Origin of the sequence: Cysteiniphilum sp. 19S12-1, from assembly GCF_052030685.1 — a bacterium.
Lineage (GTDB): Bacteria > Pseudomonadota > Gammaproteobacteria > Francisellales > Francisellaceae > Caedibacter.
Window position 1 is genome coordinate 16943 of sequence record NZ_JBQAJM010000013.1, and the last position, 24478, is coordinate 41420.

24 protein-coding genes and 1 pseudogene are annotated in these 24478 nt (G+C 37.6%); 2 read left to right on the plus strand and 23 right to left on the minus strand.

The genetic code is table 11. The features are described from left to right. Nucleotides 1–8 precede the first annotated feature (8 nt). The 6 genes and pseudogenes from eno to ACTS4L_RS05885 form a co-directional block, all read right to left on the minus strand. Nucleotides 9–1391 (minus strand): annotated as a pseudogene (gene eno / locus ACTS4L_RS05860) (phosphopyruvate hydratase); the annotation flags it as partial. Between the two features lie 79 nt (nt 1392–1470). Then, nucleotides 1471–2388 (minus strand): ribose ABC transporter substrate-binding protein RbsB, encoded by a 918-nt coding sequence (gene rbsB / locus ACTS4L_RS05865; RefSeq protein ID WP_440616300.1) that lies wholly within the window; start codon nt 2386–2388, stop codon nt 1471–1473. A gap of 24 nt (nt 2389–2412) precedes the next feature. After that, nucleotides 2413–3363, minus strand: a complete 951-nt coding sequence (gene rbsC, locus ACTS4L_RS05870; protein WP_440616302.1) for a ribose ABC transporter permease — start codon at nt 3361–3363, stop codon at nt 2413–2415. 19 nt (nt 3364–3382) lie between these two features. Then, the gene (locus ACTS4L_RS05875; RefSeq protein WP_440616304.1) at nt 3383–4891 is read right to left on the minus strand and encodes a sugar ABC transporter ATP-binding protein; all 1509 of its coding nucleotides are present in this window, start codon (nt 4889–4891) and stop codon (nt 3383–3385) included. A 27-nt stretch (nt 4892–4918) separates the two neighbouring features. Then, nucleotides 4919–5539, minus strand: a complete 621-nt coding sequence (gene yihA / locus ACTS4L_RS05880; protein ID WP_440616350.1) for a ribosome biogenesis GTP-binding protein YihA/YsxC — start codon at nt 5537–5539, stop codon at nt 4919–4921. A 191-nt stretch (nt 5540–5730) separates the two neighbouring features. Beyond that, nucleotides 5731–6246 carry a low molecular weight protein-tyrosine-phosphatase gene (locus ACTS4L_RS05885; RefSeq protein WP_440616305.1) on the minus strand — a complete coding sequence of 172 codons (516 nt, stop codon included), beginning with the start codon at nt 6244–6246 and terminating at the stop codon, nt 5731–5733. Nucleotides 6247–6415: 169 nt separating this feature from the next. Here ACTS4L_RS05885 and ACTS4L_RS05890 point away from each other — a divergent pair, with 169 nt between their 5' ends. Then, nucleotides 6416–6571 (plus strand): hypothetical protein, encoded by a 156-nt coding sequence (locus tag ACTS4L_RS05890; protein WP_440616306.1) that lies wholly within the window; start codon nt 6416–6418, stop codon nt 6569–6571. 5 nt (nt 6572–6576) lie between these two features. Here the strand turns inward: ACTS4L_RS05890 and ACTS4L_RS05895 are convergent, their stop codons facing one another. From ACTS4L_RS05895 to ACTS4L_RS05975, 17 genes are all read right to left on the minus strand, one after another. Then, nucleotides 6577–6795, minus strand: a complete 219-nt coding sequence (locus ACTS4L_RS05895) for a hypothetical protein (RefSeq protein ID WP_440616308.1) — start codon at nt 6793–6795, stop codon at nt 6577–6579. 113 nt (nt 6796–6908) lie between these two features. Further along, nucleotides 6909–7301, minus strand: coding sequence for a hypothetical protein (locus ACTS4L_RS05900; RefSeq protein ID WP_440616309.1), 393 nt, complete (start codon nt 7299–7301; stop codon nt 6909–6911). Between the two features lie 72 nt (nt 7302–7373). Next, the gene (locus ACTS4L_RS05905; RefSeq protein ID WP_440616310.1) at nt 7374–8963 is read right to left on the minus strand and encodes a sensor histidine kinase; all 1590 of its coding nucleotides are present in this window, start codon (nt 8961–8963) and stop codon (nt 7374–7376) included. After that, the gene (locus tag ACTS4L_RS05910; RefSeq protein WP_440616311.1) at nt 8960–9655 is read right to left on the minus strand and encodes a response regulator transcription factor; all 696 of its coding nucleotides are present in this window, start codon (nt 9653–9655) and stop codon (nt 8960–8962) included. Before ACTS4L_RS05910 ends, ACTS4L_RS05905 begins: the two co-directional genes overlap by 4 nt. Nucleotides 9656–9777: 122 nt before the next feature. Continuing rightward, nucleotides 9778–10746 carry a putative adhesin gene (locus tag ACTS4L_RS05915; RefSeq protein WP_440616312.1) on the minus strand — a complete coding sequence of 323 codons (969 nt, stop codon included), beginning with the start codon at nt 10744–10746 and terminating at the stop codon, nt 9778–9780. Nucleotides 10747–10840: 94 nt separating this feature from the next. After that, on the minus strand, nt 10841–11152 hold the full coding sequence (locus ACTS4L_RS05920; protein ID WP_440651812.1) for a hypothetical protein: 312 nt from the start codon (nt 11150–11152) through the stop codon (nt 10841–10843). Between the two features lie 29 nt (nt 11153–11181). Continuing rightward, nucleotides 11182–13548 carry a type IV secretory system conjugative DNA transfer family protein gene (locus ACTS4L_RS05925; protein WP_440616316.1) on the minus strand — a complete coding sequence of 789 codons (2367 nt, stop codon included), beginning with the start codon at nt 13546–13548 and terminating at the stop codon, nt 11182–11184. Beyond that, nucleotides 13535–13786, minus strand: a complete 252-nt coding sequence (icmT, locus tag ACTS4L_RS05930; RefSeq protein ID WP_440616318.1) for an IcmT/TraK family protein — start codon at nt 13784–13786, stop codon at nt 13535–13537. Before icmT ends, ACTS4L_RS05925 begins: the two co-directional genes overlap by 14 nt. 2 nt (nt 13787–13788) lie before the next feature. Continuing rightward, a complete protein-coding gene (locus tag ACTS4L_RS05935; RefSeq protein WP_440616319.1) occupies nt 13789–14892 on the minus strand; it encodes an ATPase, T2SS/T4P/T4SS family in 1104 nt (367 codons plus the stop codon). Nucleotides 14893–15039: 147 nt separating this feature from the next. Next, nucleotides 15040–15786 (minus strand): type IV secretory system conjugative DNA transfer family protein, encoded by a 747-nt coding sequence (locus tag ACTS4L_RS05940; protein WP_440616320.1) that lies wholly within the window; start codon nt 15784–15786, stop codon nt 15040–15042. Continuing rightward, entirely contained in the window at nt 15786–16271 is a 486-nt protein-coding gene (locus ACTS4L_RS05945; protein ID WP_440616321.1) for a DotD/TraH family lipoprotein, read from the minus strand. The genes ACTS4L_RS05940 and ACTS4L_RS05945 overlap by 1 nt, the downstream gene beginning before the upstream one ends. A gap of 12 nt (nt 16272–16283) precedes the next feature. Beyond that, nucleotides 16284–16691, minus strand: a complete 408-nt coding sequence (locus tag ACTS4L_RS05950; protein ID WP_440616323.1) for a hypothetical protein — start codon at nt 16689–16691, stop codon at nt 16284–16286. A 14-nt stretch (nt 16692–16705) separates the two neighbouring features. Then, nucleotides 16706–17254 carry a hypothetical protein gene (locus ACTS4L_RS05955; protein ID WP_440616324.1) on the minus strand — a complete coding sequence of 183 codons (549 nt, stop codon included), beginning with the start codon at nt 17252–17254 and terminating at the stop codon, nt 16706–16708. Between the two features lie 162 nt (nt 17255–17416). Then, entirely contained in the window at nt 17417–18460 is a 1044-nt protein-coding gene (locus tag ACTS4L_RS05960; RefSeq protein ID WP_440616325.1) for a hypothetical protein, read from the minus strand. Nucleotides 18461–18478: 18 nt separating this feature from the next. Next, nucleotides 18479–19510 carry a hypothetical protein gene (locus tag ACTS4L_RS05965; protein ID WP_440616326.1) on the minus strand — a complete coding sequence of 344 codons (1032 nt, stop codon included), beginning with the start codon at nt 19508–19510 and terminating at the stop codon, nt 18479–18481. Between the two features lie 14 nt (nt 19511–19524). After that, nucleotides 19525–22584, minus strand: coding sequence for a DotA/TraY family protein (locus tag ACTS4L_RS05970; protein WP_440616327.1), 3060 nt, complete (start codon nt 22582–22584; stop codon nt 19525–19527). 14 nt (nt 22585–22598) lie between these two features. Next, complete coding sequence (locus ACTS4L_RS05975) at nt 22599–23102, minus strand: hypothetical protein (protein WP_440616328.1); 504 nt, start codon at nt 23100–23102, stop codon at nt 22599–22601. A 651-nt stretch (nt 23103–23753) separates the two neighbouring features. Between ACTS4L_RS05975 and ACTS4L_RS05980 the strand changes: the two genes are divergently transcribed. Continuing rightward, the gene (locus ACTS4L_RS05980; RefSeq protein ID WP_440616329.1) at nt 23754–24458 is read left to right on the plus strand and encodes a winged helix-turn-helix domain-containing protein; all 705 of its coding nucleotides are present in this window, start codon (nt 23754–23756) and stop codon (nt 24456–24458) included. Nucleotides 24459–24478 lie beyond the last annotated feature (20 nt).

Below are 24478 nucleotides of genomic sequence, written 5' to 3' on the forward strand. Positions count from 1 at the left end.
ACTATCGTCTCTTCAACAACTGTATTTGTTTGTGCAGCCTCAGTTTCTGTAACCACATCTGCTTGGGCACTTTGCTCACGAGCTGTTTCATCAGTATCAACATCGTCACTAAAATTAAATGTCTTAAGTCCCGGATAAATTGCGTTATCTGCCAAATCTTCCTCAATACGTAATAACTGATTGTATTTAGAAACACGATCTGAGCGGCATAGTGAACCTGTTTTGATTTGTCCTGCACCCGTTGCTACGGCTAAATCAGCAATCGTTGTATCAGATGTCTCACCTGAGCGATGCGAAATAACACAAGTGTATCCAGCCTCTGCTGCCATTGCCATGGCTTCAAATGTCTCACTTAATGTACCGATTTGATTGAGTTTAACTAAGATCGAATTAGCAACGCCCTTGTCAATTCCTTCACGCAATATTTTGCTGTTAGTCACAAATAAATCATCGCCAACCAATTGTACTTTTTTGCCTAAACGCTCAGTTAACAACTTCCAACCATCCCAGTCATTCTCAGCCATGCCATCTTCAATAGAAATAATCGGATAGCGATTAACCCAATCTTCTAGATAATCAACAAACTCTGCTGAGCTTAGTGATTTATTCTCAGATGCCAATACATATTTACCCTCTTTGTAAAATTCACTACTGGCTAGATCTAGTGCGATATAAACCTCTTCACCGGCTTTGTAACCCGCCTCTTCAATTGCTTTTAAAATCATTTCAATCGCCACAGCATTTGATGGCAAATTAGGAGCGTATCCTCCCTCGTCCCCTACACCGGCAACGCTAAAACCAGCATTTGCTAGTACCTTTTTCAATGTGTGAAAAATTTCAGCACCACAACGAAGTGCATCTGAGAATTTATCAAAGCCCACCGGCATAATCATAAATTCTTGCATATCAACATTATTATCAGCATGCTCACCACCGTTGATGACATTCATCATCGGCACCGGCATAATATACTCTTTAGAGTTCATCAAATAACGATAAAAAGGCTTTCTAAGGTGAGAAGCTGCCGCTTTTGCAGATGCTAAAGATACTGCTAGAATCGCATTAGCACCCAACTTTTCTTTATTCTCGGTACCATCAAGATCAATCATCGTCTGATCAATCAAACGTTGATCTAAAGCATCTAAGCCAACAACCGCTTTTTTAATCGATTTATTGACATTATTCACTGCTTTTTGCACGCTTTTACCAAGATAGTTCTTCTTATCACCATCGCGTAATTCTAGGGCTTCTCTCGTACCCGTTGACGCACCTGAAGGTGCAGCCGCGCGACCAAAAGCACCTGATTCTAAAATAACATCGGCTTCAATGGTTGGATTACCACGTGAGTCTAAAATTTGTCTTGCAACAACATTACTAATTTTTGCATTCATTGTTTTACCTTTAATTTATTTATTCCATTCCTAAAAACTGGCATAAGAATACCAATATTTACTCTAAATGCCTAGCAGATTAAGCATTAGATTGAGTGACTAGTCTCAATGGAACGACAATATGTGGATTGACTTTTTCGCCACGCAAGAATTTAATCGCCGCTTCTATCCCAAGCTCACCCATTAAATACGGTTGTTGAGCAATAGTTGCTGCCATTTTACCAGCCTTAACGGCGTTGATACCCTCTTTTGTGCCATCAAAGCCGATAAGGATAATATGCTTTTTGCCTGCATCTTCAATCGCACGCATTGCTCCTAATGCCATTTCATCATTTTGCGCGAAAACACCATTAATATCAGGGTTAGATTGCAATAAGTTTTGCGTGACATTCAAGCCTTGTGTGCGATCAAAATTCGCTGGCTGTTTAGCTACAATTTTGATATCTGATGTTGCCATTTTAGTATCAAAACCTTGACCACGCTCTTTAGACGCTGAAGCACCCGGGATCCCTTGAAGCTCAATAATTTTGCCGTTGTTATTCAAGCGATCAATCATATATTGCGCTGCCATTTTACCACCCGCCACATTATTTGATTCAATATGTGATAATACCTTGCCTGAATCAGCTGTGCGATCCAAAGTAATGATTTCAACACCATGTTTATTGGCATATTTCACCGCATTAGAAACGGCTTGTGAATCGGTTGGATTGATAATAATCACTTTAATGTTTTTTGTGATCAAGTCTTGAACATTAGATAATTCTCTTGCCGGATCATTACGTGAGTCAAGCGTAACAACTTTATACCCTTCTGCTTTGGCGGTTTCTTCAGCCCCGTTTTTCATGCTAACGAAAAACGGATTATCTAAAGTTGATACCACAAATCCAACCGTTTTATCATTATCATTTGGGCTACCACAGCCTGCCACTACCAGCATTGCGACAACACCAACAATCGCTGTAATTACTTTAAAAATACGCATTTTCATTTTCATTTCTTCTCCATGAGGTTAGTTACACTATGTTTTCACTTTAAAATCAAATAATACCGCAATCAATATGACCAACGCCTTGACGATCATCTGATAATACGAGGAAACGTCCATTAAGTTAAGCGCGTTACTTAATAAACCGATAATAAGCGCACCCATCAATGTGCCCATAATTTTACCTTTACCACCAAAAAGGCTCGTCCCGCCTAAAACTACTGCAGCAATTGCATCAAGCTCGTAACCTGTACCTGCTGTAGGTTGTGCTGATGATAGACGCGAGGTAATAATCATTGCCGCGATTGCTGATAGAGCGCCTGAAATAGCATAAACAGCAAATTTAATACGATTAACACGAATACCGGCAAGCTTTGTTGCCTCTTCATTGCCACCTGTGGCATAGACATATCGCCCAAAACGCGTATATTTCAATACATAAAAAGACACCGTAAAAACCACTGCCATAATGTACACAGGAAAAGGAATGCCCAACAAACTACCGGTACCAATAAAAGCAAAAGCGTCAGAGCTTGTTGCCACCGGATAACCATCACTCAACACCATCGTTAATCCACGAAACAAGGTCATGGTAATCAATGTCGCAATAAATGGTTGCACCGCACCTTTGGTTACAATCGCACCACTGACACCACCAAAGATAACACCGGCTAAAATCGTCAACGGAACCACCAAATAAATCGGCACCATCCACTGCAATAAAAACGCACAAATCACACCACAAAGTGCTAATACAGATCCAACGGACAGATCAATGCCTTTGGTTAAAATAACAAAAGTCATACCCACTGCAATCACGGCATTAACAGATGTTTGTTGCAAAATCACTAAGATATTATTCCACGTCAAAAAGTACTGATTCAAACATGACATCACGACAATCATAACAACAAGCGCCAATGCTGCTTTATGCTCAATTAAAAATTGTTTATTAACTTTATTCATCACGCTATTTTTTAGCATTACTCTCCCCTTAAATCATTTAAGCAATTGCCAATTTCATTACCGCTTCTTGCGAGATATCGTCGGACATCAGCTCGCCCTTTATCTCACCCTCACGCATCACCAACATGCGATCACTCAAGCCAATCACCTCAGGCATTTCTGAGGAAATAAATAAAATCGCCAAACCCTGTGCTTTAAGTGTATGAATCAAGCGATATATCTCGCGTTTTGCAGCCACATCAATTCCGCGCGTTGGCTCATCTAAAATTAACAGCTTAGGTTGACATAATAAGCCCTTAGCAATCGCAATTTTCTGTTGATTACCACCGCTTAGATTACTGACTAGCTGCTGTTGATTAGGTGTTTTAATCTTAAGTTGATCTATATACTTAGAGACTATTTCTTTTTCTTGTGATCGATCAATATGCCCCAATGCATTTGAAAGTTTTTTAAGTGATGCTAGCGTCATATTCTCTTTAACACTAGCACCCAAGACAAGTCCATCGACTTTACGATCTTCTGAGATATAAACAATTCCATAAGCCAAAGCTTGCGTTGGATTGTTTACACGAATCACCTCACCTGCCAATGTCATTTGTCCCTCTTTAATCGGATAACAACCATAAATACTGCGCGCAAGCTCCGTTCGTCCAGCACCAATTAGCCCATACACACCAAGCACTTCACCTTGATGAATAACGAGACTTGCTGGCTTGATTTTGTCATTACTAATATTTTCTGCTTTAAATAATTGCTGCATCGGCTGCTCTGAGATCTGAGTGTGCTCTGCTGATGAGAATGCCGTCATCTTACGACCAACCATTTTCTCAATGATTTGTTCATGCGTTAATACATCTGTTTTACTTTCAATAATAAACTGACCATCACGCATAATCGTAATATCATCACAAATTTCAAAAATTTCTTCCATGCGATGCGAGATATAAATAATGCATTTGCCTTGTTCACAAAGCTTTTTAATGATTTCAAACAAGCGTCTGACTTCTTTCTCGGTTAAGGCGTCTGTAGGTTCATCCATGACAATGATTTGCGCATCTAATGATAAAGCTTTAGCAAGCTCCAGAAGCTTTTGATCACCAATACTTAAATTATTTGCCAAACTTGCTGCCTTTTGTTGCATGTGCAACCTAGCGAGTATTTGATCAACTTTTTGATAAGTTGCCTTCCAATCGATACATAAGCGATTGCGCATAATCTCGCGACCCAAGAGAACATTCTCAGCAATCGTCAGATCTGGCAATATATGCGGCTCTTGATGTACCATAGCAATGCCTGATGCTTGCGCTTTGGCAATACCATCAAATTCAACCTTTTCACCAAAACAATAAATATCACCTTCATCTTTTTGGTAAATACCATTTAACACTTTCATTAACGTTGATTTACCAGCACCATTCTCACCCAAAAGCCCCATTACTTTGCCACGATATGCTGTTAGGCTGACACCATCTAATGCTTTAGTCCCTGGAAAACTTTTATGGATATTTTCTAAGCGTAATACACATTGATCTTCATGCCTTTGCACACCTTTCCCCCTCTTAAGATTTAGCCGCTAGATACTTTCCAAATCAACAAATGTCAGATTATACCATTGATCGAGCTTATGTTTTAACTTATCCAATCCCATTTTGCTTTGCGCTGAAAACAATTGAAAACTAATATTATCAGGTGCGCGCACTTGCTTTAAATAGTCTCTCAATAAGCGCTCCGCTTTGGCTCTTTCTGAATTATTGAGCTTATCCGCCTTGGTTAGTAAAACATGCAAATTTAACTCATTCTGCACTGCGGCTTCAATCATCATACAATCAAAGCTTTTAATGGGATGACGAGAATCAACCAATAACACAATCCCTTTTAAACACCTTCTAGTTGTTAGATACATTTCTAGTGTTTTCTGCCAACTGGCTTTGATCTTTTCTGACACTTTGGCATAGCCGTAGCCAGGTAAATCAACCAAACGCTTATGTTCTTCCAGCTCAAATAAATTGATCAGTTGCGTCCGCCCAGGTGTTTTACTGACACGTGCTAACTTGGTCTGCTCGGTTAATGCATTTAAGGCACTGGATTTACCCGCATTAGAACGCCCCGCAAACGCCACTTCAATGCCATAGTCGGCAGGAAGCTGTTCAACTAACGCAGCCCCCATTACATATGTTGCTTGACGATAATTCATCGGCTTTATTGATGGTGTATCATTTGGCTTAGCTTCCACTATCTGTGATTGTCTTAGTTCAGGTGTCTCTTTCACGTCTTTTACACCTTTTACATCTTTTACTTTTTTGATTCTTTTATCACTCATAAAAATATCTTCTATCTATTGCTACATAATTGATGCCTAATAATAAGGGCATATGCAATATGCCCCTACTTTACCTTTAATTCATCTTTTAACACTTCTAGTAAATTTCTGCATGCTGTGTCAATCATCAAATACACTTGGTCAAATCCATCATTATAGTATGGATCAGGCACATTATTTATTGCCAAAGTAGGCGCATATTGCAGTAATTTTGTCACCTTTTGCATGTTGCTATTTGGCGCAATCATCTGCATATCTTTAAGGTTTTTATCATCCATGGCAATCAGATAATCATAGTGCTTAAAATCTTCTGCCACTAACTGCCTTGAACGTAGGTCACGAATATCACAACCATATTTCAACGCTGTTGCTACAGTTCTTGGGTCAGAGGCGTCACCTTTGTGCCACTGATTAGAGTGTGTGCCAGATGACTCAATCTCAAAATGTGACTGTAAATGCCCTTCAGCAACCAATTGACGGAAAACACCATGCGCCGTTGGTGAGCGACAAATATTGCCCATACAGACAAACATGACTTTAATCTTCTTCATATGCTTGGTGATAACCACAAGGTTAATCATTACTCCTAGGCGTTAGTGTATTACATTTGACTAGAAGATTGACAGCACTATTTATACGCATTGTGCATCAGCTCATACTATTTTTACTACATTCTTCTTAAATTAATGGCAAAAGAATAAATTTTGACCTACTTTAAACAATGACTCAATCAACTTTATAGGTGACATCATGATGAAGGTAAAAAAACTTGAAAAAGAAATCGCTGAAAGCATCGATAACCCAAAAGATAAAACCATTAATGCCAAATCGGCTAATTTATTTATCAGCAAATTCAAACCAATTGCTTATGGTTTTGTGCTACCGATGAAAACGCTTAAACACTAGAAGTGTTATACCGCTCGTAAATCATTTTGCGGTGTTAGATGTCGAAGAAGTTTTTGATGTTTTTGGGTGATGGAACTGCAGGCAATAGCTGGGACTATTGGCAAAATTGCATCACCCAAAAGGGCGCAAAATTCAATGACAAAAATGCTGTAAAATGGTTTATGGGCGGTATAAATATTCACAACCCATTTTTGCACAACTGTGAACAATTCAATTATTTCCATTTTTACCCCCACTTTATTTCTAAGCTGCCTATGCGGCAGTGAACTCAATTTATACTTGATCCCCAAGATCTTGCTTGCGTGATTTTTTGTCCCTAAGTTAAATGATTTATGTGTTAAGCAGCTTTACTCAACTTTCGTTTTTTTCTAGCTTCTTGTTTGCGTCGTTTTTTCTGCACAATTTCACCAATGCGTTGAACATTGCAAGATAAAACAGCCAAAGCCACATAACAATCAAAACCTTCTTTGCCCTTATCTGGGCAGCGATCAAGTCCATGTTGCTCCAAAAAGTTGATTGCTGACTCAACGGCTGAATGCTGATGTCTGGTTTTGACAAATTCAGAGTCGCTTTCTTGAATCTTTTCTAACTGGTTTAACTTGCCTTTTTTGGGCATAACAACCTTATCAATAAGCTTTTTAGCCTCTGCAAGATTCACCGCCGAGTAAAAACCTTTATCAAAACTACAGCCTTGCAAACGATCATAATCACAATCAAGATTTAAACGCATAACGCCAAGCACATTAGCATTTTTTGAGACCTTTTTTTGTGTCTCTAACTATGGTCTAAAATATGGGGAGTATTATACTATTGGCAATTTGATTTCAAATGTCACCGCGCCAGACGTATTATCAAGTGTTATACGCCCATGATGCGCTTCAACAATACGCCAGACAATTGCTAACCCAAGTCCGCTACTTTGTTTTGATTGTGAATTAAATGGCTGATTTAAGACATCCTCAAGATCAAACAAAAATCCCTCACCATTATCTGTAATTTTAATCACCGCATCGTTATCAAAAATGCTAATCGATACATTGATTATATCACCGCCATATTTATAGGCATTAATCAGTAGATTATTTAATACTTTTTGTATTGCAAATTTATCTAACAAAACCATTATATTCGGATGATCACAAGTAAAGTGCCATGCTTTATCTGCATAAGTAGTACGATGAATTGTAACGATTTTTTCAACCATTGAAGGGAGTGATACTTTATCTAAATTCAATGGTAATTTTACATAACTATATTTTGAATAATCTAGCTGCTGATTAATCAAATGATCTATTTGTATAATATCTTCTTTGATTGATAAGATATGCTTTGCGCGCGCTTCGTTTGTTTTAGCGCTTTCTAACAACCGTAAGGTGAAATGGACTTGCGCTAATGGCGTTTTAATCTCATGTGCGACCATATTAGCAAAAGTCGTTTGTCGTTTTATCAGCGATTGAATGCTGTTTCCCATATCCTTAAGCGTCTGATAAACCGACCATAATACCGATTTAGTCGATAGTTGGATGTCCTTATCAAATGCATTATTGCCATAATTCTGTGCTAAAGACTTTAATTTAATCAAATCCCGATAAAGTGGGTAGGAAATAATAAGTGTCAAAAACACCAATAAAATAGCATCAATGATTAACGCATAAATGTGTGGGTGCAGCTTAACCCAATTATCTCGATAAGGGCCAATAATAATGACTTTATTCGGATTTGGTGATAAGAATTGAATATACCCTTCAACACCATGAAAGGGTTGTGTCGGGAAATAACCCCACTTTTTAATGTCTTGCTGCTCTTGTTGTGTATAAGTTGATAGATTTTTCACCTCAACACCAACTTGATAGACATTCTCTATATATTGAATCACTGAACTCCACTGAGACTCTGGTGTGTTTTTAAATTTACTATAAGCCAATTGATGAATCCACGCATTATTCTTCTGATACTCTATGATTTCAGGCGCACGTTTTTGCATTGCAAAAAACAAATCACTCTTTAAAACCCGTTGATAAATCATGCTTGGCTTAAACATATCAAAGTTACTTGTGTAGTCATGATTATTATAATCAAAAAGCATCTCACCGGCGTATAACGCTTCTTTTTGTGAACGTATATCTTCTGGTAACTGATCAAAATGAAGTAAATGTAATGGTCTTGTATGCAGGCTTTTTAGTTTATCAATAATCAAAGGCCACTTACTTTCTGGCTCGTTCTGAAACCGAGCTTCCAAAGCTCTGAAAACACCAGCAGCATTTAGCTCTGCATTTTGCTGGTTGACTTTAAAACCAATATAAGTACTCGATGAAACAACAAAAATGGTCAATATCACTAGCACAGACAGATAGATTAATAACTGACGCGCAATAAATTTAAGCATACTCATTCCCAAGCACCTTGACAAAAAATATACCCTTTACCCCAAATTGTTTTAATTTTGGTCGGATTTTTGGCGTCATCCTCCAAATGCTGGCGTAACTTTGACACCATCACATCAATAAACCGATCAACACCATCATACCCAACACCTTTAATCATCAAATAAAGATACTCTCGCTTTAACAACCTATCAGGATTAAGCGCAAAAATTTTCATTAATTCAAACTCTTTGCTCGTTAACTCAACTGGCTTATCTTTATAGCGCACTTCATAGTTTTTCACATCAACCGCTAATGTCCCATAGCTTAACACATCAGGAATGACATCATTAGCAGTCCGCGATGTTAATATCTTGTTAACACGCAACAATAAAGCCTCGGGTGATACCGGTTTTTTAAGATAGTCATCAGCGCCTAATCTCAAGCCCTTTAACTCATCATCAGGATCAGTATGACACGTTAAGAATAAAATCACGCCTTGATAGTCTGCTCGCAACAACTGACAAACTTCATAGCCTGACAAATCAGGCATTTCAACATCTAAGATAATCAAATCAGGGGCAAAGCTCTTAGCAAAAAAAATCCCTTCTTCACCATCATGTGCTGAGCGAACAGTAAAACCATTATCAGCTAAAAAATTGCTAATGAGCTTATTAAGCTTTACATTGTCGTCTATCACTAAGATCTTCTTATCCTGCATGATCCACTCTACTGCACGATATCTCCATAAATAAAGCATAGACAAAAATATTTAAACTGCAATATAACCATTTTTATACTTATAACCACCGACTATAAGCTTTGCAAGTTATCAATAATTTTCTAACGCATCCTTGGCATTTTATTAGAGGAATTATTTTGAGTATAGTTCTCCATAACTTTTGGTTGATCTGGGGTTCGTTTACGTTTTAGTTGATCTGGAGTTTGATTACATTTTAGCTGTTCTGTAACAAACTTGTATTGACGTTCTAGATATTCTATAACAGGCGGTTGTTGATTTTTTAGATATTTTGCAAAAAGCTTATCTCTATTTTCTAGATATTTTGCAAAAAACTTTTGTTTACCTAGATATTTTGCAACAAGCTTTTTATCATTTTCTTGATATTTTGCAACAAGCTCTTGTTTATTTTCTAAATATTTTGTAACAGACAAAGGTGAATAACTAATAAGCTCTGCCTTCGTATCCAGAATGGCTCGACAGGCTAACCAATGATAAACGGTTACTTTGTTCTTAGGCGCTTCTAGGCATAATGTCGACAAATATTTAGAGGACTTCTCATCTTCATGACTATCTCTAAATGTATACTGCACTTTCCCTGACTTACTGAAGTTTTTTATTAACGTATTGTATTGTTGATTATAATCATCGTGTACCTCATTAATGGTAAGATCGTATAAAATATGATCATTAATTTTACTGTTTGGTTTACTTAAAGTAATAAGATTTATACTTTTATTACCCTCTAGATAAGGAGTGGTAATTAGTTGATCACCTATTTTTCCACCTAAAACTAATTTTGAATTTAAAGAGTTCCTAAATTCTTCAAATATGAATTTTTTATCCCCATAATCCCTAATTTCGTTAGATATCAAATGCTTGTATGAACCTGAGATACCAAAGCTTAATGGAGAGTAAAACACAATATAAACATTGTCAGGTAAAATAAAGGTTTTACTTTCATCTACTTTCCCATGACCTAATAAAAAAGATTGTGACGCTTGAGTTTCAACAGGCCTGTTTCTCTCTTTGCCAGATTGTTCATTTTTATTTGCATTTTGATTTATAATCATTTCAACTAAATCCTTAATTTTTTACTTATTCTTCTTACATTTTACTCTACGACAACTCCTGTTTAACAGGCTGTAATTGCGTCATTTTGACACATTAAACCAAATCAAGGTTAAGTTTTTTATTCTGACAAATTTTCTCATCATCAATCCAACGCTCAACCAGATCAATTAAATACATTACTAAAATCAGATTTTGCGCTTCATCCTCCGCAAACAACACTTCCTCTGAGCATAAGGCATCTTCTTTGCGTACGAAATTCACTGCAGGTTTTCGATTAAACACATATTTATAATTTCCCTCAACACAGTGAATCATTCGTGGCAAAAAGCCATCTGTTGCCAATACCTCATCAAGCGTATAACCATTGTCTTTATAGCAAAAAGTAATATCTGAATGATACGTCATAAAATACTGACATAATATATTGCAAACACTCATCGTCGACCCACTCCATAAACTTTAGTAATTTGCGATAATTTTTCATACACTTCATCCATCGATTGACATGGGCTATATTTCAAAGCGGTAACCTGTGTTAGCTGACCTAGCAGGCGTTTTTGAATAGCACTAATTTTCGTTGGATGAATACCCTGTTGCAAAGCAAAGTAATGCGTCATACGCATAATCTTTTCTGCCGAAACGGGCGCATCGTTAAAATCAGCATGCAACACATCATAATACGCACTATCTAAACGTTTACTCAATGGGATATTGCGATATAAAGTATCATTAACCTCATGTTGTCCATGCGCATTAATAACCGTTGCACTCTTTTGTAGCTCAGTCAATAGTTGTGCCATATTATCAACTAATAACTGTTCATTTTGCGCCAATGAATCATGACTTTGCTGCACCAATGCCTTTTGATCTATTTCCTGATCTTCTGTCATTTTATGAAACAGCTCTTTGAGTGAATCGCCTAGCTCATGGCGGAGAGTGATGTCATTATCCATTGAAGGAGAGTAGCTTAATATAGCTTTTAGCTGCTGGATTTTATCTTGCGTTAAGGGGGGCACTTTAATAAATCGATTAACTTTAATCTCATCGGTTTGTTTGGGGTTAGCATAAAACATGCGACTACGAATAATCTGTGATCTAAAGAAAATATGGGCATCGCCTTCTCGTTGATCTTTCAAATCCATCAGATCAACACGACTGCGCTTTTCAACAGCTGCCGTTCTCGTATCTCTATAACCTAAAGCATCACCTTGATCTCCCATATTAAATTCTTTGACCGCTGTCAGATAAGCCTCTCCTGCAGTCTTATTAAAAAACTCCCACGTCTCTTGCGGATCCTCAAGTTTCATACAGATCTTAATGTTGGTATTGGCACAAATGGAAGCGGCCTCTTCCTTTGAGGCTTTCTGAAAAGCAGGTAAATCTTGGCCGGCAAAAATCACTGAAAACCCCAGTGATCGAGCTTGCGCTGGTACCACAGCAAACCCTTTCACCGCATAATAACCATACTCATCCAATACACAGAGAAATGGCGTATCTGAATTAGACGGTTTGGCATCTAATACTTCGCGTCGGTGCCCATCAATCTTATTCCCTAGACCTGAGGCAAGCATCGCTTTGAGTGAAGCAATAATTAATTTACCCAAGTTTGCTAATTCATCGGGTGATTTCTCGAGTGCTGGTAACAGTACCACCAAAATACGGCGATTTAACACCACATCCTGAAAGTCAACCTCAGCAAGCTCTGTCTTCATAATATGTGCATAGACATCAGCAAGTGAACCAAAAACACGTGTCAACTGCATCGTAATGTAGCCATGTTGCTCATAGGTTTTGTCCGATTGTCCACCGACATTCTTTACCTGATATCCTGGCAAGGTTGCCAAATAATTATGCATCGGATCTGTCACGGCTAAAGGGATATTACCTTCAAAGACAATACTTTTACCTTCGTGATTAATCAGTTCTTTGTTATAAAGAAAATTTTCGACAACGTCTAATACAAAATAACGTCTAATCAAACTTGCTTCTAATAATAAATAACCTTGATCTCTTAAATACACCAGCATGCGCATTAATGCTTCAACAAATGAAATGGCACGCCCTTTCCACATATCTCCATCACCACCACCTGAAGACTCTGAGGACATCATACTGACCACTAACTGTGACAGCATATCTGATGAACCAATCGCAAAGGGGTTTAAGGTATTTGATAATTTTTCTTCTTTATTTTCTGATGTACTGATATCTTTAGCACCCGTCATAAAATTGATGACCAACACATCATCTTCTCGCCCTAAATAGCGTGCCATCGAATAAATCTTGGCATACAGTGCATTATCCCCCTTACCATCGACATAAATAAAGCCACTACCTTGAACAAGTGCATTGTATGCCAGTGAAACGAGTGTTTCTGTCTTACCACTTCCGGTTGAGCCAAAAATAAGCGCATGTGTGCGCATATCCTCATTGCTAAACCAAAGCTCATGATGACTTTCCTTTTCATTACCAAAAAAGTAAATGCCCTTAGCTTTGCCTGGCTTTGTCTGTCCAGGAAGCGCATTATTATAATCTTTATAACGTGCACCGATGGGCAGTTTAAAAGGTAACTTAGGTGACTGCGTTAACACAACGATTGATAATATTAACGGCAGCCAAATCAACACAATCAATAATTGAGGAACAATTAAAATCACCATCAGTAAACAAAGCATAATAGCAACACTATTGATTGGCTCTAAGACAAAGCTTATGAGTCGCTTTGTTAATGAGCGTGTATCACGAATCGTCGATGCGGCATTGGTTTCTTGTGATTTGGTGACTCCTCTAAAATGCGTCATTGCTAATTACCTTTTTATTGCCAACGAGTAAACTTCGGAACTTTAAACAAAGCCCGATTGGCGAATACTTAAAGAGCTCACACAACAAAAAAAATACGCCACATATAACACTAATGGCAATCGTCCATTGACAAAAATGTACAGCCATTAGCAATAACGGCAAGGCCATATAGGCATTGATAAATAGTAGCTTTGGCGTTAATGCGCTATTGCGCCAATGATAATTGTTATTTGCCATTTTTAAATTTCCTTAATCGCCTTAAAATTTTGTTGATAATAGTGCCAATCCTCTTGGGTTAATTCTCCACGTTGATAATAAGCCATCATTTTCTCCAAAGGCGATGCTTTAGCATCAAGGTGCTGACGTAGATAGCCAATGCCGTCATGCATTGATAACTCAAACAACGCAACTCTCAACGCATGATCAAAAATCACTGTCTGCTGTATCGGCACTAACGTGCCATCAATCAACTGAATAAGCATTTGCCAAACAATAACAGATAGACTACTAATCAACTGGCGATAGTACGCCTCCCTTTGTGCCACGGGCACCATTAACAACATACGATAAAAAACATCAGCCGCATTATTGGCATGTACCGTTGTAATACAAGCATGCCCTGTTAATGCTGCTTCAATTAAGGCATTTAATGTTTCAAAATCGCGTGTCTCACCCAACATAATCACATCGGGAAAGCGACGCATGGCATTAAATACCGCATAACGATAATCCGGTAAGATATCAGGAATTTGCGTTTGACTGACAACTGCTTCACCTGCCTGACTACCAAAAGTATATTCGATCGGTGATTCATAGGTTAATATTTTATGGACATAGGGTAACGCCTGTTGTGCTTTTAAAATACTTGCAATCAAGGTGCTTTTACCACTGCCTGTTGCCCCTGAGATAATTGTTAAGCCTTGTAAATGTATTAATTTCTCAACAACTTCAGCTTGTAAATTTAGTGCTTGAAGCGGCAGGATCTTGTCTTTTATTAATCGCAATGAAATGCTAATACCAAACTGGCTCTGTTGCTGACAAACGGTCATATTGACACGCCAACGCATAGCGGCTGATCTGACGATATAATTGGTATCAATATCATTGCCAGCATGCAAGTGCGCAATGGCATTAGCACCATAAATAAGTTGCGCAATATCTTCTATTTCCTGCACAGATAATTGACGCATACCTTGATAAAGGCGCTTCTTATGTCGCAAAACCAATATGGGTGTATTGGTTTGTAACGTGATATCAGTAGTCTCAGCTGCAGCACATGTCAATAGCAACTGATTGAACTGTTGCTCATTGAGATAGTGATCATCTAGTTTCAATACGTGCATTGGTTTGTTACCTCTGTCATTCAATGATTTTGCATAAGCGTTGGCTGAGCATTAGTCGAAGCCATCATTACCTTGCCTCTTTGATTTCGACCCTTCGACTTCGCTCAGGGTACGGGCAATATACATAATTCCAATTATTCAGTGTTTTCATTTTGTTGCTTTTTGTTGCTTTGCTTTCATCAAAGGCGCCCATAATTTAAAGGCTTTTTCAAATTGCGGATCGGCTTTGATTTGCCAACTATGATCATTGATAATCAGATTATTTTTATCCCCAGTAATACCATGGTTTTGCTTTTGGACATAAGGCAAGCTCACCATATGTTGCAATAATAATTGATGAAACAATACCATCCCAGCATAATCCTGTGTTAATTGATTAAGATTACTTTGGAATATCACGCGTGCCTGATGAATCCCTAAATGCCAGCCCTTGGTGACGGCATCATCCCACTGCTTCTTCTCCTCTTTGGTCTGTGGCAACAAACTTTTATCAGGGACATCCGGTTGAGGATAATCCATATAAAGATACGTGCGCCAATTAGGTGCCGCTGTTGAAAAGTACGCATTTTTAATGATTCGATAACGCTGACTACCAAAGCGAATCACATTATCACTAATATTGACAAGATTATTTTCTTGCGTGATGACCGGTGGCACAACATAATCATTAAGCATCAAACTAGAAAAGTTATAGATCATATTCAATTTATTTTTTAGTGCATTCTCCTGATCATCAATCGCTTGTGATGCCCAGTATAAACCAGATTGAATGCCTAAATTTTTTGCTGCATCCAACATTGCTTTCTGACGAATCGTGAGATCTGGCAAGTGACTGACATAGGCACTAGGCGCATACATATTATCTAGTAGCTGTGCATTAGTTACCATTGCCATTATTGATACCTCAAGCTGATAATTTTCTCTTTGGCATTAACATATATACTGGCGCCACCTTTGCTCTGCACATCAATACTTCTTAAGGTATCCAGTATACTCTGCCAATCATTGGCTTGATTAAGCACAATCACAATCGGAATGGCAGGTGGGTTACCGTACACTTGAACAGTAAAGCCTGCAATTTTTGCCAATTTTTCAATCACTGGCTGAATCGGTCCATTCCACACCAATGTAACTTTTTGCGCTAGTACGTCATCAGGGACTTGTGCTAATGGTAGATCAACCTTTGGAAAGCGCATCGCATTATAGCTGTTTAAGGTATTGACACTTTGACTAATCGTTTGTGCTGATTGATCAAGCGATTTGAGCATAAAACCATTTATCTCCAACTGCTCAGCTTGTAAGTCAATACTTTGAGGCGTACTGGCACAACCTGATAACATCGCGACCCCTAATAGGGCAATTATATTTTTATTGATCATTGTGTTTCATCATTAATTGTTGTTCAAAGCATTGCTATCAACACTAAAGGTACTGATTGGTTTTGAAGTATCTCCTGCATTATTATCAATAGAGACTTGGAACATCTGGATAAAAGCAACGACACTAATCAGAATAACGCCTATCACAATATGACCAAACGCTTGTTTTAATATATCTTGCTGTGCGCCTTGTGGTGTCAGTGATTTGCGTAATTGTAATAATCCCAAAATCAAATACCACATGCCAATTAATAAGCAAATAAACACCAAAAAGGTTTTGATTTGCTCAAATAGTGTTACAATTCCTGCTGCCCACGACTTAAATCCTTTCACCTCATCGGCAAAGCTCATATTGATTAATAAAACATTAATCAAACCTGCCAAGAGGATATGCTTTAGATTGTGATATAAATTTCTCATTATTATGCTCCTTATTAAAATAAATTGATTAAACTCACAACATTAATGGCATTAACAGCAACCGCGCCAGCAATAATATGTGTCAACACCCTGCCCACTGAACCATCCTGTCCTTCACCTAATTTCACCGCCAAGATAAACCCACGCAAAATAGCGACAATACCAATTACAACCATACACGCAAAAAACAGCTCACTGATGCTACCCCATAACGGATCGTTATTAATCGTAATCGGTTGGTAGTTGAAAACATTATCTGGCTGCCAATTATCATTAAAAAAACTTTTGACTAATAGTTGAATAATCGCTTGAAGACTTAATAAAAATGATCCTGAAAACAGATACATCACAGTTGCCCACGGCGAGTAATGGCGCATCATATGATGCGGTTTACAGTGCATTCTTAAGCGATTAACAAAAACACATAACAATATAAAGCCAATCACACTCGATAGCATAAATAACAGGCTAAACTGATCACTGTTTTGTGGTAATACCAGCACACGTAAATTATCCAGTAAATGCTGTAGGATCGCAGTTAATGACTGATTCATATTATTCATCGTTTTACTTCACTTAAGCTATTGGTGATCAAGGTTACGATTTGCCTATGATTATAATCATGGCAAATTGCACTTGAGAAACACTTCAAAATTTGTTTTGACACGTTTTAGATAAAAACGAAATGTAAACCATTGTATATTAACGTTTTATATTGATACATTTTATAGCTGATTGATATGACTGCTAAATGCTTGAGATTGAATGTTGCCACTATTAATCCAACCACAGGCACTTTGATTATCACCTGCCATCCCAATACTGCTGCTACCGCTACAGGCAAAAATAAATTTTGGCTCATAATAATTAGATTGGTAACTGCAACTCATCGGCGCATATTGGACTGGCTTAACTGAGGTAATACTTGATAAATCATCACTCATATACACCTTACAAAATGGCTGTTGATTATACGATGCCTCAAAATACAACTGAGGTGTTGATGTGCCATCCTTTGCATAATCTTGCTCTGATTTTTGCTGCCAACTAACCATACCATTATTATGAGCAAAACCTAGTAAATATTCCTTAGCACTGCCCATAAAAAGATTGGCTATGTTGATCGTTACAAAATACATTCGATATCTCTTATTATCACTTGGATTAGTCATACACTCGGGTGTGTCATAAGTAATATTATTAGGCCACAACTTATAGCAAGCATTAAATTGATGCAAATCACCCTCTGGCATAAAGCTATTATTATCCTGCCACTGCCCATGTATCACTGGTTTAACCGTTTCATAAATATTCAATGTCATATGTTTTAATAAACTATTATCAATATAATATCTTCCGCTGTAGGACTTAAATTGATGGTTGCCATCTGGTTGATTAATGGATTTTTTCTGTGAATTCCAGATGCCTAACATCCAATCGTAGGTTGCATCATTAGAATAATCATCATAAAAAGGATTTAAATAAAACACAAATTGACCATTATCCTTTAGTGTCAACGTCACTTTGTACTCACTATCTTTTTGATTGCTATTCCATAATAAATAATGATGCTGATATTGATCCGTTGAAACATCATCCAAATTACCATCTTTAACTGCTTCAAAATTAATCGCTTTAATCTCTCTTTGCGACTGAGCATCCATAGTAAACTTTACTTCAAACACTTGTCGCCCACTGCCATCGTCTGCATAGCTTATCTGAATAAATATCACGATTGAAATCAATAATGCCAAAAATATCCGCTTCATTTCTTCCTCATTCTTTTATCACTTGATTTCGTTATTAATCTCTTTAACCAGTTCTTGCATAAATTTCTCAATAACCGGTTGCGGTAAATGCTCTGCCTTAAGTCGCCTTTCCGCTTCAGAGTCTACCATATACGCAGGATAGGTAACTTTCTCCACATCCTGATTTTTGTAAATCTCTTCATTATTAATTTGTCTTATGACTTTCTCTTGAAATTTCGCTTGTTCCATTTGCTTGTTCTTTAAGATGTCATTTTGCGCTTTGTCTCCTTTGATTTGCACACCCGAAATATCAACACCCTGTTCAATTAATTGATCTAAAACACTTGTCAATTCATTATCTTTTAAGTTTTTTAATGTGCCATGTGGTTGATAGCCTGCTTCTAACATAATTGCTTCAGCCAACGCTTTTGTATGAAACTTTCCATGTTCAAAGCGTAGTGAAAACCCGCCTGCGTGATGGTCATCGCGATACATTTGAAACTGCTGATTTTCGCCTAGTGCCAACTGATATGTATCCTGTCCTCGAGTGTTTATCACTAAAAAATTATGACGCTCATTTTGGTGGTACTCAAACTTGTCAATATAACCGTGCTTATCTTGCGCCTTATAGGCACTTACTCTTAAGCTTTTAGCAACCTGCTTTAATTTAGCTTGCTCTGCTGCATTTAATAGTTTTTTATCTTTTGCATTATGATTAACCAACGCTTCACTAATCAGATAAGCAAATTTATTTAAGAATTGCGGTGAACGATATAATTCCAAGGGCACAGAAGCTAGACGTTGACTTTTAAAAAATGCGGTAATATCACTATCTAACTTACCTCTTGAACGATCCAATGATGCATTTGACTGTAAGCTATAGTCTTGTTTGCTTAAAATTTCACGTACTTTTTTTTCCAGTTCAGTTAGAGGCTTAGTATCTTGCTCATACACTACCAAATCTTCTACATTGCCACTTGTATCCGTTATATTTTCCTGCTTAATGCGCTGATTATTTTCCGGTTCTAACTGATCTGATTTATCATTATTTGCTTTCTCAGTTGTAGCCATAACTTTGTTTACTCCTAATTCGATCTTTCTTTTTCATTCGTTGTTTGTTGTTCATAGACATCTGTTGCACCATTTTTGCGATCATGTTTTTCTTTGCGATCAGCGTAATCAGTTGCGAGCTTAGCATTACTATCGCCGCCTAAAGCACCTGACGCTGCCTCACCAACACCGGATATCGCTTTGCCAGATTCCATAACATGTCCTTTACGCGCTGATAAGCCTTCCTCTGCACTTTTTTGTCCGGCTTGACTTGCTTGTTGTACGCCACCTTCTGTGCTTGATTTAATTTGCTGAAACTCCTGCTCGCCAGCTCGCTCGCCACCTGAATGCCCGACCCATTGCAACACTTTATCAGGTAGTAAATAGATAATTGAAAAGCATTTGTTAAAAGCAATTGCCAAAAAGCTCACAAATACAAAAATGGTAAATAAAGCAATAACACCGGATGAAATATTATTGGTCGCAGTATAGTCAACAGCAATTAAATTCATACTACTAACAATACCATGGAAAGCTTGCACCGAGTACTTGACGACAACATAGGTCAATATAACAGAAGTCACTAAGCCAATAATCATCAATACCGGTCGGAAGAATAAATTCACTGCCATTTGAATCCCTGATTGTGATTTACCAAACACTTGATGTCCCTCAGGATATACCATTCCTAAGGCGACAAAAGGGGCAGCAATAAAGGCTTCAATAACCAATAATAGCCATGCAATTTTACCCGCCCAAAAGAAGAAAAAAGGCGCTAACGGTAAAACTAATGAGAACATAATACCATTAATAAAAACCAAACTTAAAATAACAAATAAAATCGGTAAATACATCATTTGTAACATCAACTTATAGAGGCTCATCACTGAAATAGCGGTTTGTGCCTGCATCGTTAAATGTGCCGTCCCTTGCAGTAATTTACCCGTTCCCTGCAGCGCCATTCCGACAAATCCAGGCTCATTATTAAAAATGGCAAATGCCGAGGTTGCAACGCCTGCAGTACCAAGTGCTAGAGCACCGGCATTTAAGCCAAATGACGCCCATGCTGCATTTTTTTGAGCCACTTGCAGGTTATTAAATTGTGACGCAAAGTAGGTATAGGTATTTTGATAGGCATTAAGTGCACGATTAATCATATCACGCCCCAAATTCTGTAACTGCTGAATATATGAGCTTTGGGTATATCCACCGTTATCCTTACTCTGACCAAACTTATAAATCTCATCAAGAATACTGGTCACATCATCTTTTGCTTGATTTGATGAGGCATTCTGATTTTGGAACAACTTATTTAAAATCGCTGTCACTGCATCTTTGGCTATGTCAGAGGTGTTATCACTCATACTATTGTTGCTTTGAATAAAACTGACACCATTGATATCAAAGTACGTCATCAGATTAATTAAATTATTTAATAAGTTTTGCGCCTCTGTTTGATTTTGTTTATATAGCGGTTCGGCAATACTCATAATCATTTGAATATAAGATTGGGCTTTAGCCGATAAACCATTGTTGATAGACTGCTTAGCCAATATATATTGATCAGAAGACTGACCAAATACTTTAGCAATAAAAGCTAAGGTCGATTGCATTGATCCGGCTTGCAGCTGCCCACTGGCAACTAACTTCCAAAGATCGGGGGCATTTTCTTCTGTGACATTTGCCGTCCCTTTTAATACATCTCTATTTTCTGTAATTGACCGTGGCAATTGCTGTGAACCATTAATGTTATATACACCGTTGCTATCCGGCTGAAGTCCTGTATTGCTAAAAATAGTTTGTGCAGACACTTTCTGTAGATAAATATTAGATATAACATTGGTAATTTGTGTGTCACTTGATGCTACTTGCATTTTTTGACTAATCTGACTAAATGCTTGCTGCAATGCTTGAATATTGTCGCTAAGCATTTGATCCAAAAACAGATATTTTTGATCAGCATCCCACCAGGTACTTTCTAGCTTATCGCTAGACCGCTTGGGAATTTTCTGGTTATTTATTGCATATATGGTATTACCACTATAGCTAGATAATAGCTGTGCATCGGTTGAATTAGGTGTGAAAATATCCATTTTAGCAAAGGGGTTGTTATCCCTTGTAAGGTTTTTTAACTGTGTATTAAACTGAGCTTGAGATGGAATCTTTAGATGAGTTTTTTCTATTTCATCTCGGTACGTATCTAAATATTGAGTCTGACTATTAGCTCTAAGTAAATAATCAGCATTTACTGTCATATTGCCCAACCCCAGCTGATAATAGGTTAGTTTACCGTTATTATCATTAAGCATGACGCCACATATGCTATTACCCAACTGTATGCATTGACTGAAATTATTGGTCAGAAAATTACTCACCCCGCCACTATCTTGTGGTAAGAAAGTTGCCAAATTAAGACTTGACTGTTGATCTGGCTGCCATATATCAAGCAGTTGATTGATATTGGATTGATTAACCCCTTTGAGTGATACATCATAGCTAAATTGACATTTTTTCAATTCCTGACTATTGTTACTTGCTGTTAATGTCATCTGTAATGTTTTATCGATATCCGAATTGCAGTTAATAACCTTATCATTTTGTGCTGCGGCATAAGCATTAATCACAAAACCATGCAACAAAAAATAGGCATTTTGATCAATAATCTGTTGTGATAGCCCACTGGGAATAACTGCCTGTGAGCCATGAGCGGCAGCAGTATACGCATCATGCCAAATATGATCCGCAAAACCCACCCCCATGCTGACTAAATTAAATATTGCCCATTGCGCCATACAATAGCCTGATTTCGTTGGAATCACAGCAATGGCACCAAATACCGTTCTCAATGGTAACCAATAGCTATCCCAATCTTTGCCTAAAAACACACCATCGCGTGCTGAATGAATGGTGCCTGCAAATAGGATATAGCCAAACAACACCATACCAATGGCTAACATACCAATATTAAAGCCATAGATAACTTGCTGAAAAAGTGTCACTGAGGCATCATGCAATGAAAATGGCATGCCGCCGGTTAAAAATTGTTGCAGAATGCTTATTGATGTATCCTTACTTGCTGGTGCCCACATACTCATAATTAAACGCCCTTTTAGCTTTGCTGATTTTTGTCATTTTTTCTATTATCTGCACAGTTCTTATCATGCTGATGATTATTGATAGAGGAATTGCCTCTCAATAGTTGAAAATATCCAGCTAAAGAAAGTTGCTTTAGTTTGTGCTTTGCTTGTGTTGACCACATGTGGTAACGAAAGACATATAAAAATAAAATCACGTTGATCATCAACATCATTAACGCTGATTGCCAAATCGCATGGCTTTCAACCAACAAATACAGAAAGTATCCCGTGCCGAAAATAAATAATATAAGAAAAAAATACAAACGACACTTTAACGCCGTTAAACACTGATGATAAAGCGTATCATCCGCTAGCGTTTGATCGACTTTTTGCGCATCTGCGCTTGGTTGATTGATCTTTGCTATTGTTTTAAATGGTGCTTTCAAAATATCTTTTAGCACACTATGCTGCTGTTTGATAGCATCCACCATAAATGCACTACGTACCAATTTTCTCGTTCGCTTAAATGTAAACATACTTACTTACCATTAACCTGACTCATCCTGATACCAAATGATAATAATAAATACAAAGTGCGCACTTTTTTGTATGCAGCAAAATGACATCTTCATATTACCTAGACGACATAAATTGCTAAGCTATTTAACCTCTTATTAATGACACAAAGTTTACGCTTTCCTACATATACCCATCACAAAGTAATGAATCAAGAATAAGTTGCGTCAGCTAATACCTCTCCCCTTGCGGGAGAGGTCGTGCAGCTTAAGCTGCACGGGTGAGGGGTAATTAAAGCTCAACTTATTTTTGAATTATTACAAACCAATTTACAGCATTTCTGCTATTGAGTTTCTTTCGCTTTTGAATGATTGGTTTTTGCTAATAGTCCTAGTTATTATCTGCAACCCAATCACCCAAAAGCATCAAAAATTTCTTCAACATTAAACACCACAAAATGATTTACGATGGGTATACCCCTCAAAAATTGAGGTGATTTCAAAATAAACCTGTCGATAAAATATCCTCATTCGCAGCATATACCGCTTGCAAAAATTTTGTAAACGGTACGACCTATCATCAATTATTTTCTGTAATAACTAATTGATCGATGACGGCTATCAACAAACGACAAAACAACAAGAAACCAAAAAAAACAAAAAGGATTTAAAATGAAGCAGCACATTGTCTTTATCGGTAATAATGATCTTAAAAACAGTGACCTATATCTCAAAATGCAGGCACTTAATCACTGGAATTTATTTGTTGCTAAAACGCCAAAAGATATCAATCGCATGCATATGCAAGGATCACTCTGCTTAATTCATGCTGCGTATTTTTTACAAACTGACGTTGCCACATGGCGCACACTAAAAGCGCGACATAATTTATGTTATATCGTCTATGATTTCACGCAAGAGAATGAGTTTACCAGTTTAAAAAATGGTGCTGATGATTATATTGCACTGCACAACCCCTTTGATTATTTGATTAACCGTGTCAGCTCCAGACTAGACTATGTATCTGTCAAATCGACTATACCACTAGCACAAAAAGCACAAAATATCGTGCGCTTTAATCAGTGGCATTTTGATCTGACCACACTGTCGCTTTACTTTGAAGGTAACGAGATTCACTTAACCCAAAAAGAAAAGCTGTTAATGAATATCTTTATGCAGCATGACTTTGAAATTTTATCGCGCGAGAAATTACATGCCATTTTATATGGTGAAACCGATAACCCAGAGTTTTTGCGTCGCATTGATCTGCTGGTCTCAAGACTCAAACGTCGCTTAGAGTCGTATGCAGACGATCATCAGTATTTCCAAGCCATTCGCCATAAAGGCTATATTTTTTGCATCCCAACACGTTGGTAGTTTTTTTACGTACAATTTCC

Bases quoted from the DNA above. Each gene is read 5' to 3' on its own strand.
- rbsB (WP_440616300.1), bottom strand. From the start codon at position 2,388: ATGAAAATGAAAATGCGTATTTTTAAAGTAATTACAGCGATTGTTGGT.
- rbsC (WP_440616302.1), bottom strand. From the start codon at position 3,363: ATGCTAAAAAATAGCGTGATGAATAAAGTTAATAAACAATTTTTAATT.
- yihA (WP_440616350.1), bottom strand. From the start codon at position 5,539: ATGAATTATCGTCAAGCAACATATGTAATGGGGGCTGCGTTAGTTGAA.
- ACTS4L_RS05885 (WP_440616305.1), bottom strand. From the start codon at position 6,246: ATGATTAACCTTGTGGTTATCACCAAGCATATGAAGAAGATTAAAGTC.
- ACTS4L_RS05890 (WP_440616306.1), top strand. From the start codon at position 6,416: ATGATGAAGGTAAAAAAACTTGAAAAAGAAATCGCTGAAAGCATCGAT.
- ACTS4L_RS05895 (WP_440616308.1), bottom strand. From the start codon at position 6,795: ATGGAAATAATTGAATTGTTCACAGTTGTGCAAAAATGGGTTGTGAAT.
- ACTS4L_RS05900 (WP_440616309.1), bottom strand. From the start codon at position 7,301: ATGCGTTTAAATCTTGATTGTGATTATGATCGTTTGCAAGGCTGTAGT.
- ACTS4L_RS05905 (WP_440616310.1), bottom strand. From the start codon at position 8,963: ATGAGTATGCTTAAATTTATTGCGCGTCAGTTATTAATCTATCTGTCT.
- ACTS4L_RS05910 (WP_440616311.1), bottom strand. From the start codon at position 9,655: ATGCAGGATAAGAAGATCTTAGTGATAGACGACAATGTAAAGCTTAAT.
- ACTS4L_RS05915 (WP_440616312.1), bottom strand. From the start codon at position 10,746: ATGATTATAAATCAAAATGCAAATAAAAATGAACAATCTGGCAAAGAG.
- ACTS4L_RS05920 (WP_440651812.1), bottom strand. From the start codon at position 11,152: ATGACGTATCATTCAGATATTACTTTTTGCTATAAAGACAATGGTTAT.
- ACTS4L_RS05925 (WP_440616316.1), bottom strand. From the start codon at position 13,548: ATGACGCATTTTAGAGGAGTCACCAAATCACAAGAAACCAATGCCGCA.
- icmT (WP_440616318.1), bottom strand. From the start codon at position 13,786: ATGGCAAATAACAATTATCATTGGCGCAATAGCGCATTAACGCCAAAG.
- ACTS4L_RS05935 (WP_440616319.1), bottom strand. From the start codon at position 14,892: ATGCACGTATTGAAACTAGATGATCACTATCTCAATGAGCAACAGTTC.
- ACTS4L_RS05940 (WP_440616320.1), bottom strand. From the start codon at position 15,786: ATGGCAATGGTAACTAATGCACAGCTACTAGATAATATGTATGCGCCT.
- ACTS4L_RS05945 (WP_440616321.1), bottom strand. From the start codon at position 16,271: ATGATCAATAAAAATATAATTGCCCTATTAGGGGTCGCGATGTTATCA.
- ACTS4L_RS05950 (WP_440616323.1), bottom strand. From the start codon at position 16,691: ATGAGAAATTTATATCACAATCTAAAGCATATCCTCTTGGCAGGTTTG.
- ACTS4L_RS05955 (WP_440616324.1), bottom strand. From the start codon at position 17,254: ATGAATAATATGAATCAGTCATTAACTGCGATCCTACAGCATTTACTG.
- ACTS4L_RS05960 (WP_440616325.1), bottom strand. From the start codon at position 18,460: ATGAAGCGGATATTTTTGGCATTATTGATTTCAATCGTGATATTTATT.
- ACTS4L_RS05965 (WP_440616326.1), bottom strand. From the start codon at position 19,510: ATGGCTACAACTGAGAAAGCAAATAATGATAAATCAGATCAGTTAGAA.
- ACTS4L_RS05970 (WP_440616327.1), bottom strand. From the start codon at position 22,584: ATGAGTATGTGGGCACCAGCAAGTAAGGATACATCAATAAGCATTCTG.
- ACTS4L_RS05975 (WP_440616328.1), bottom strand. From the start codon at position 23,102: ATGTTTACATTTAAGCGAACGAGAAAATTGGTACGTAGTGCATTTATG.
- ACTS4L_RS05980 (WP_440616329.1), top strand. From the start codon at position 23,754: ATGAAGCAGCACATTGTCTTTATCGGTAATAATGATCTTAAAAACAGT.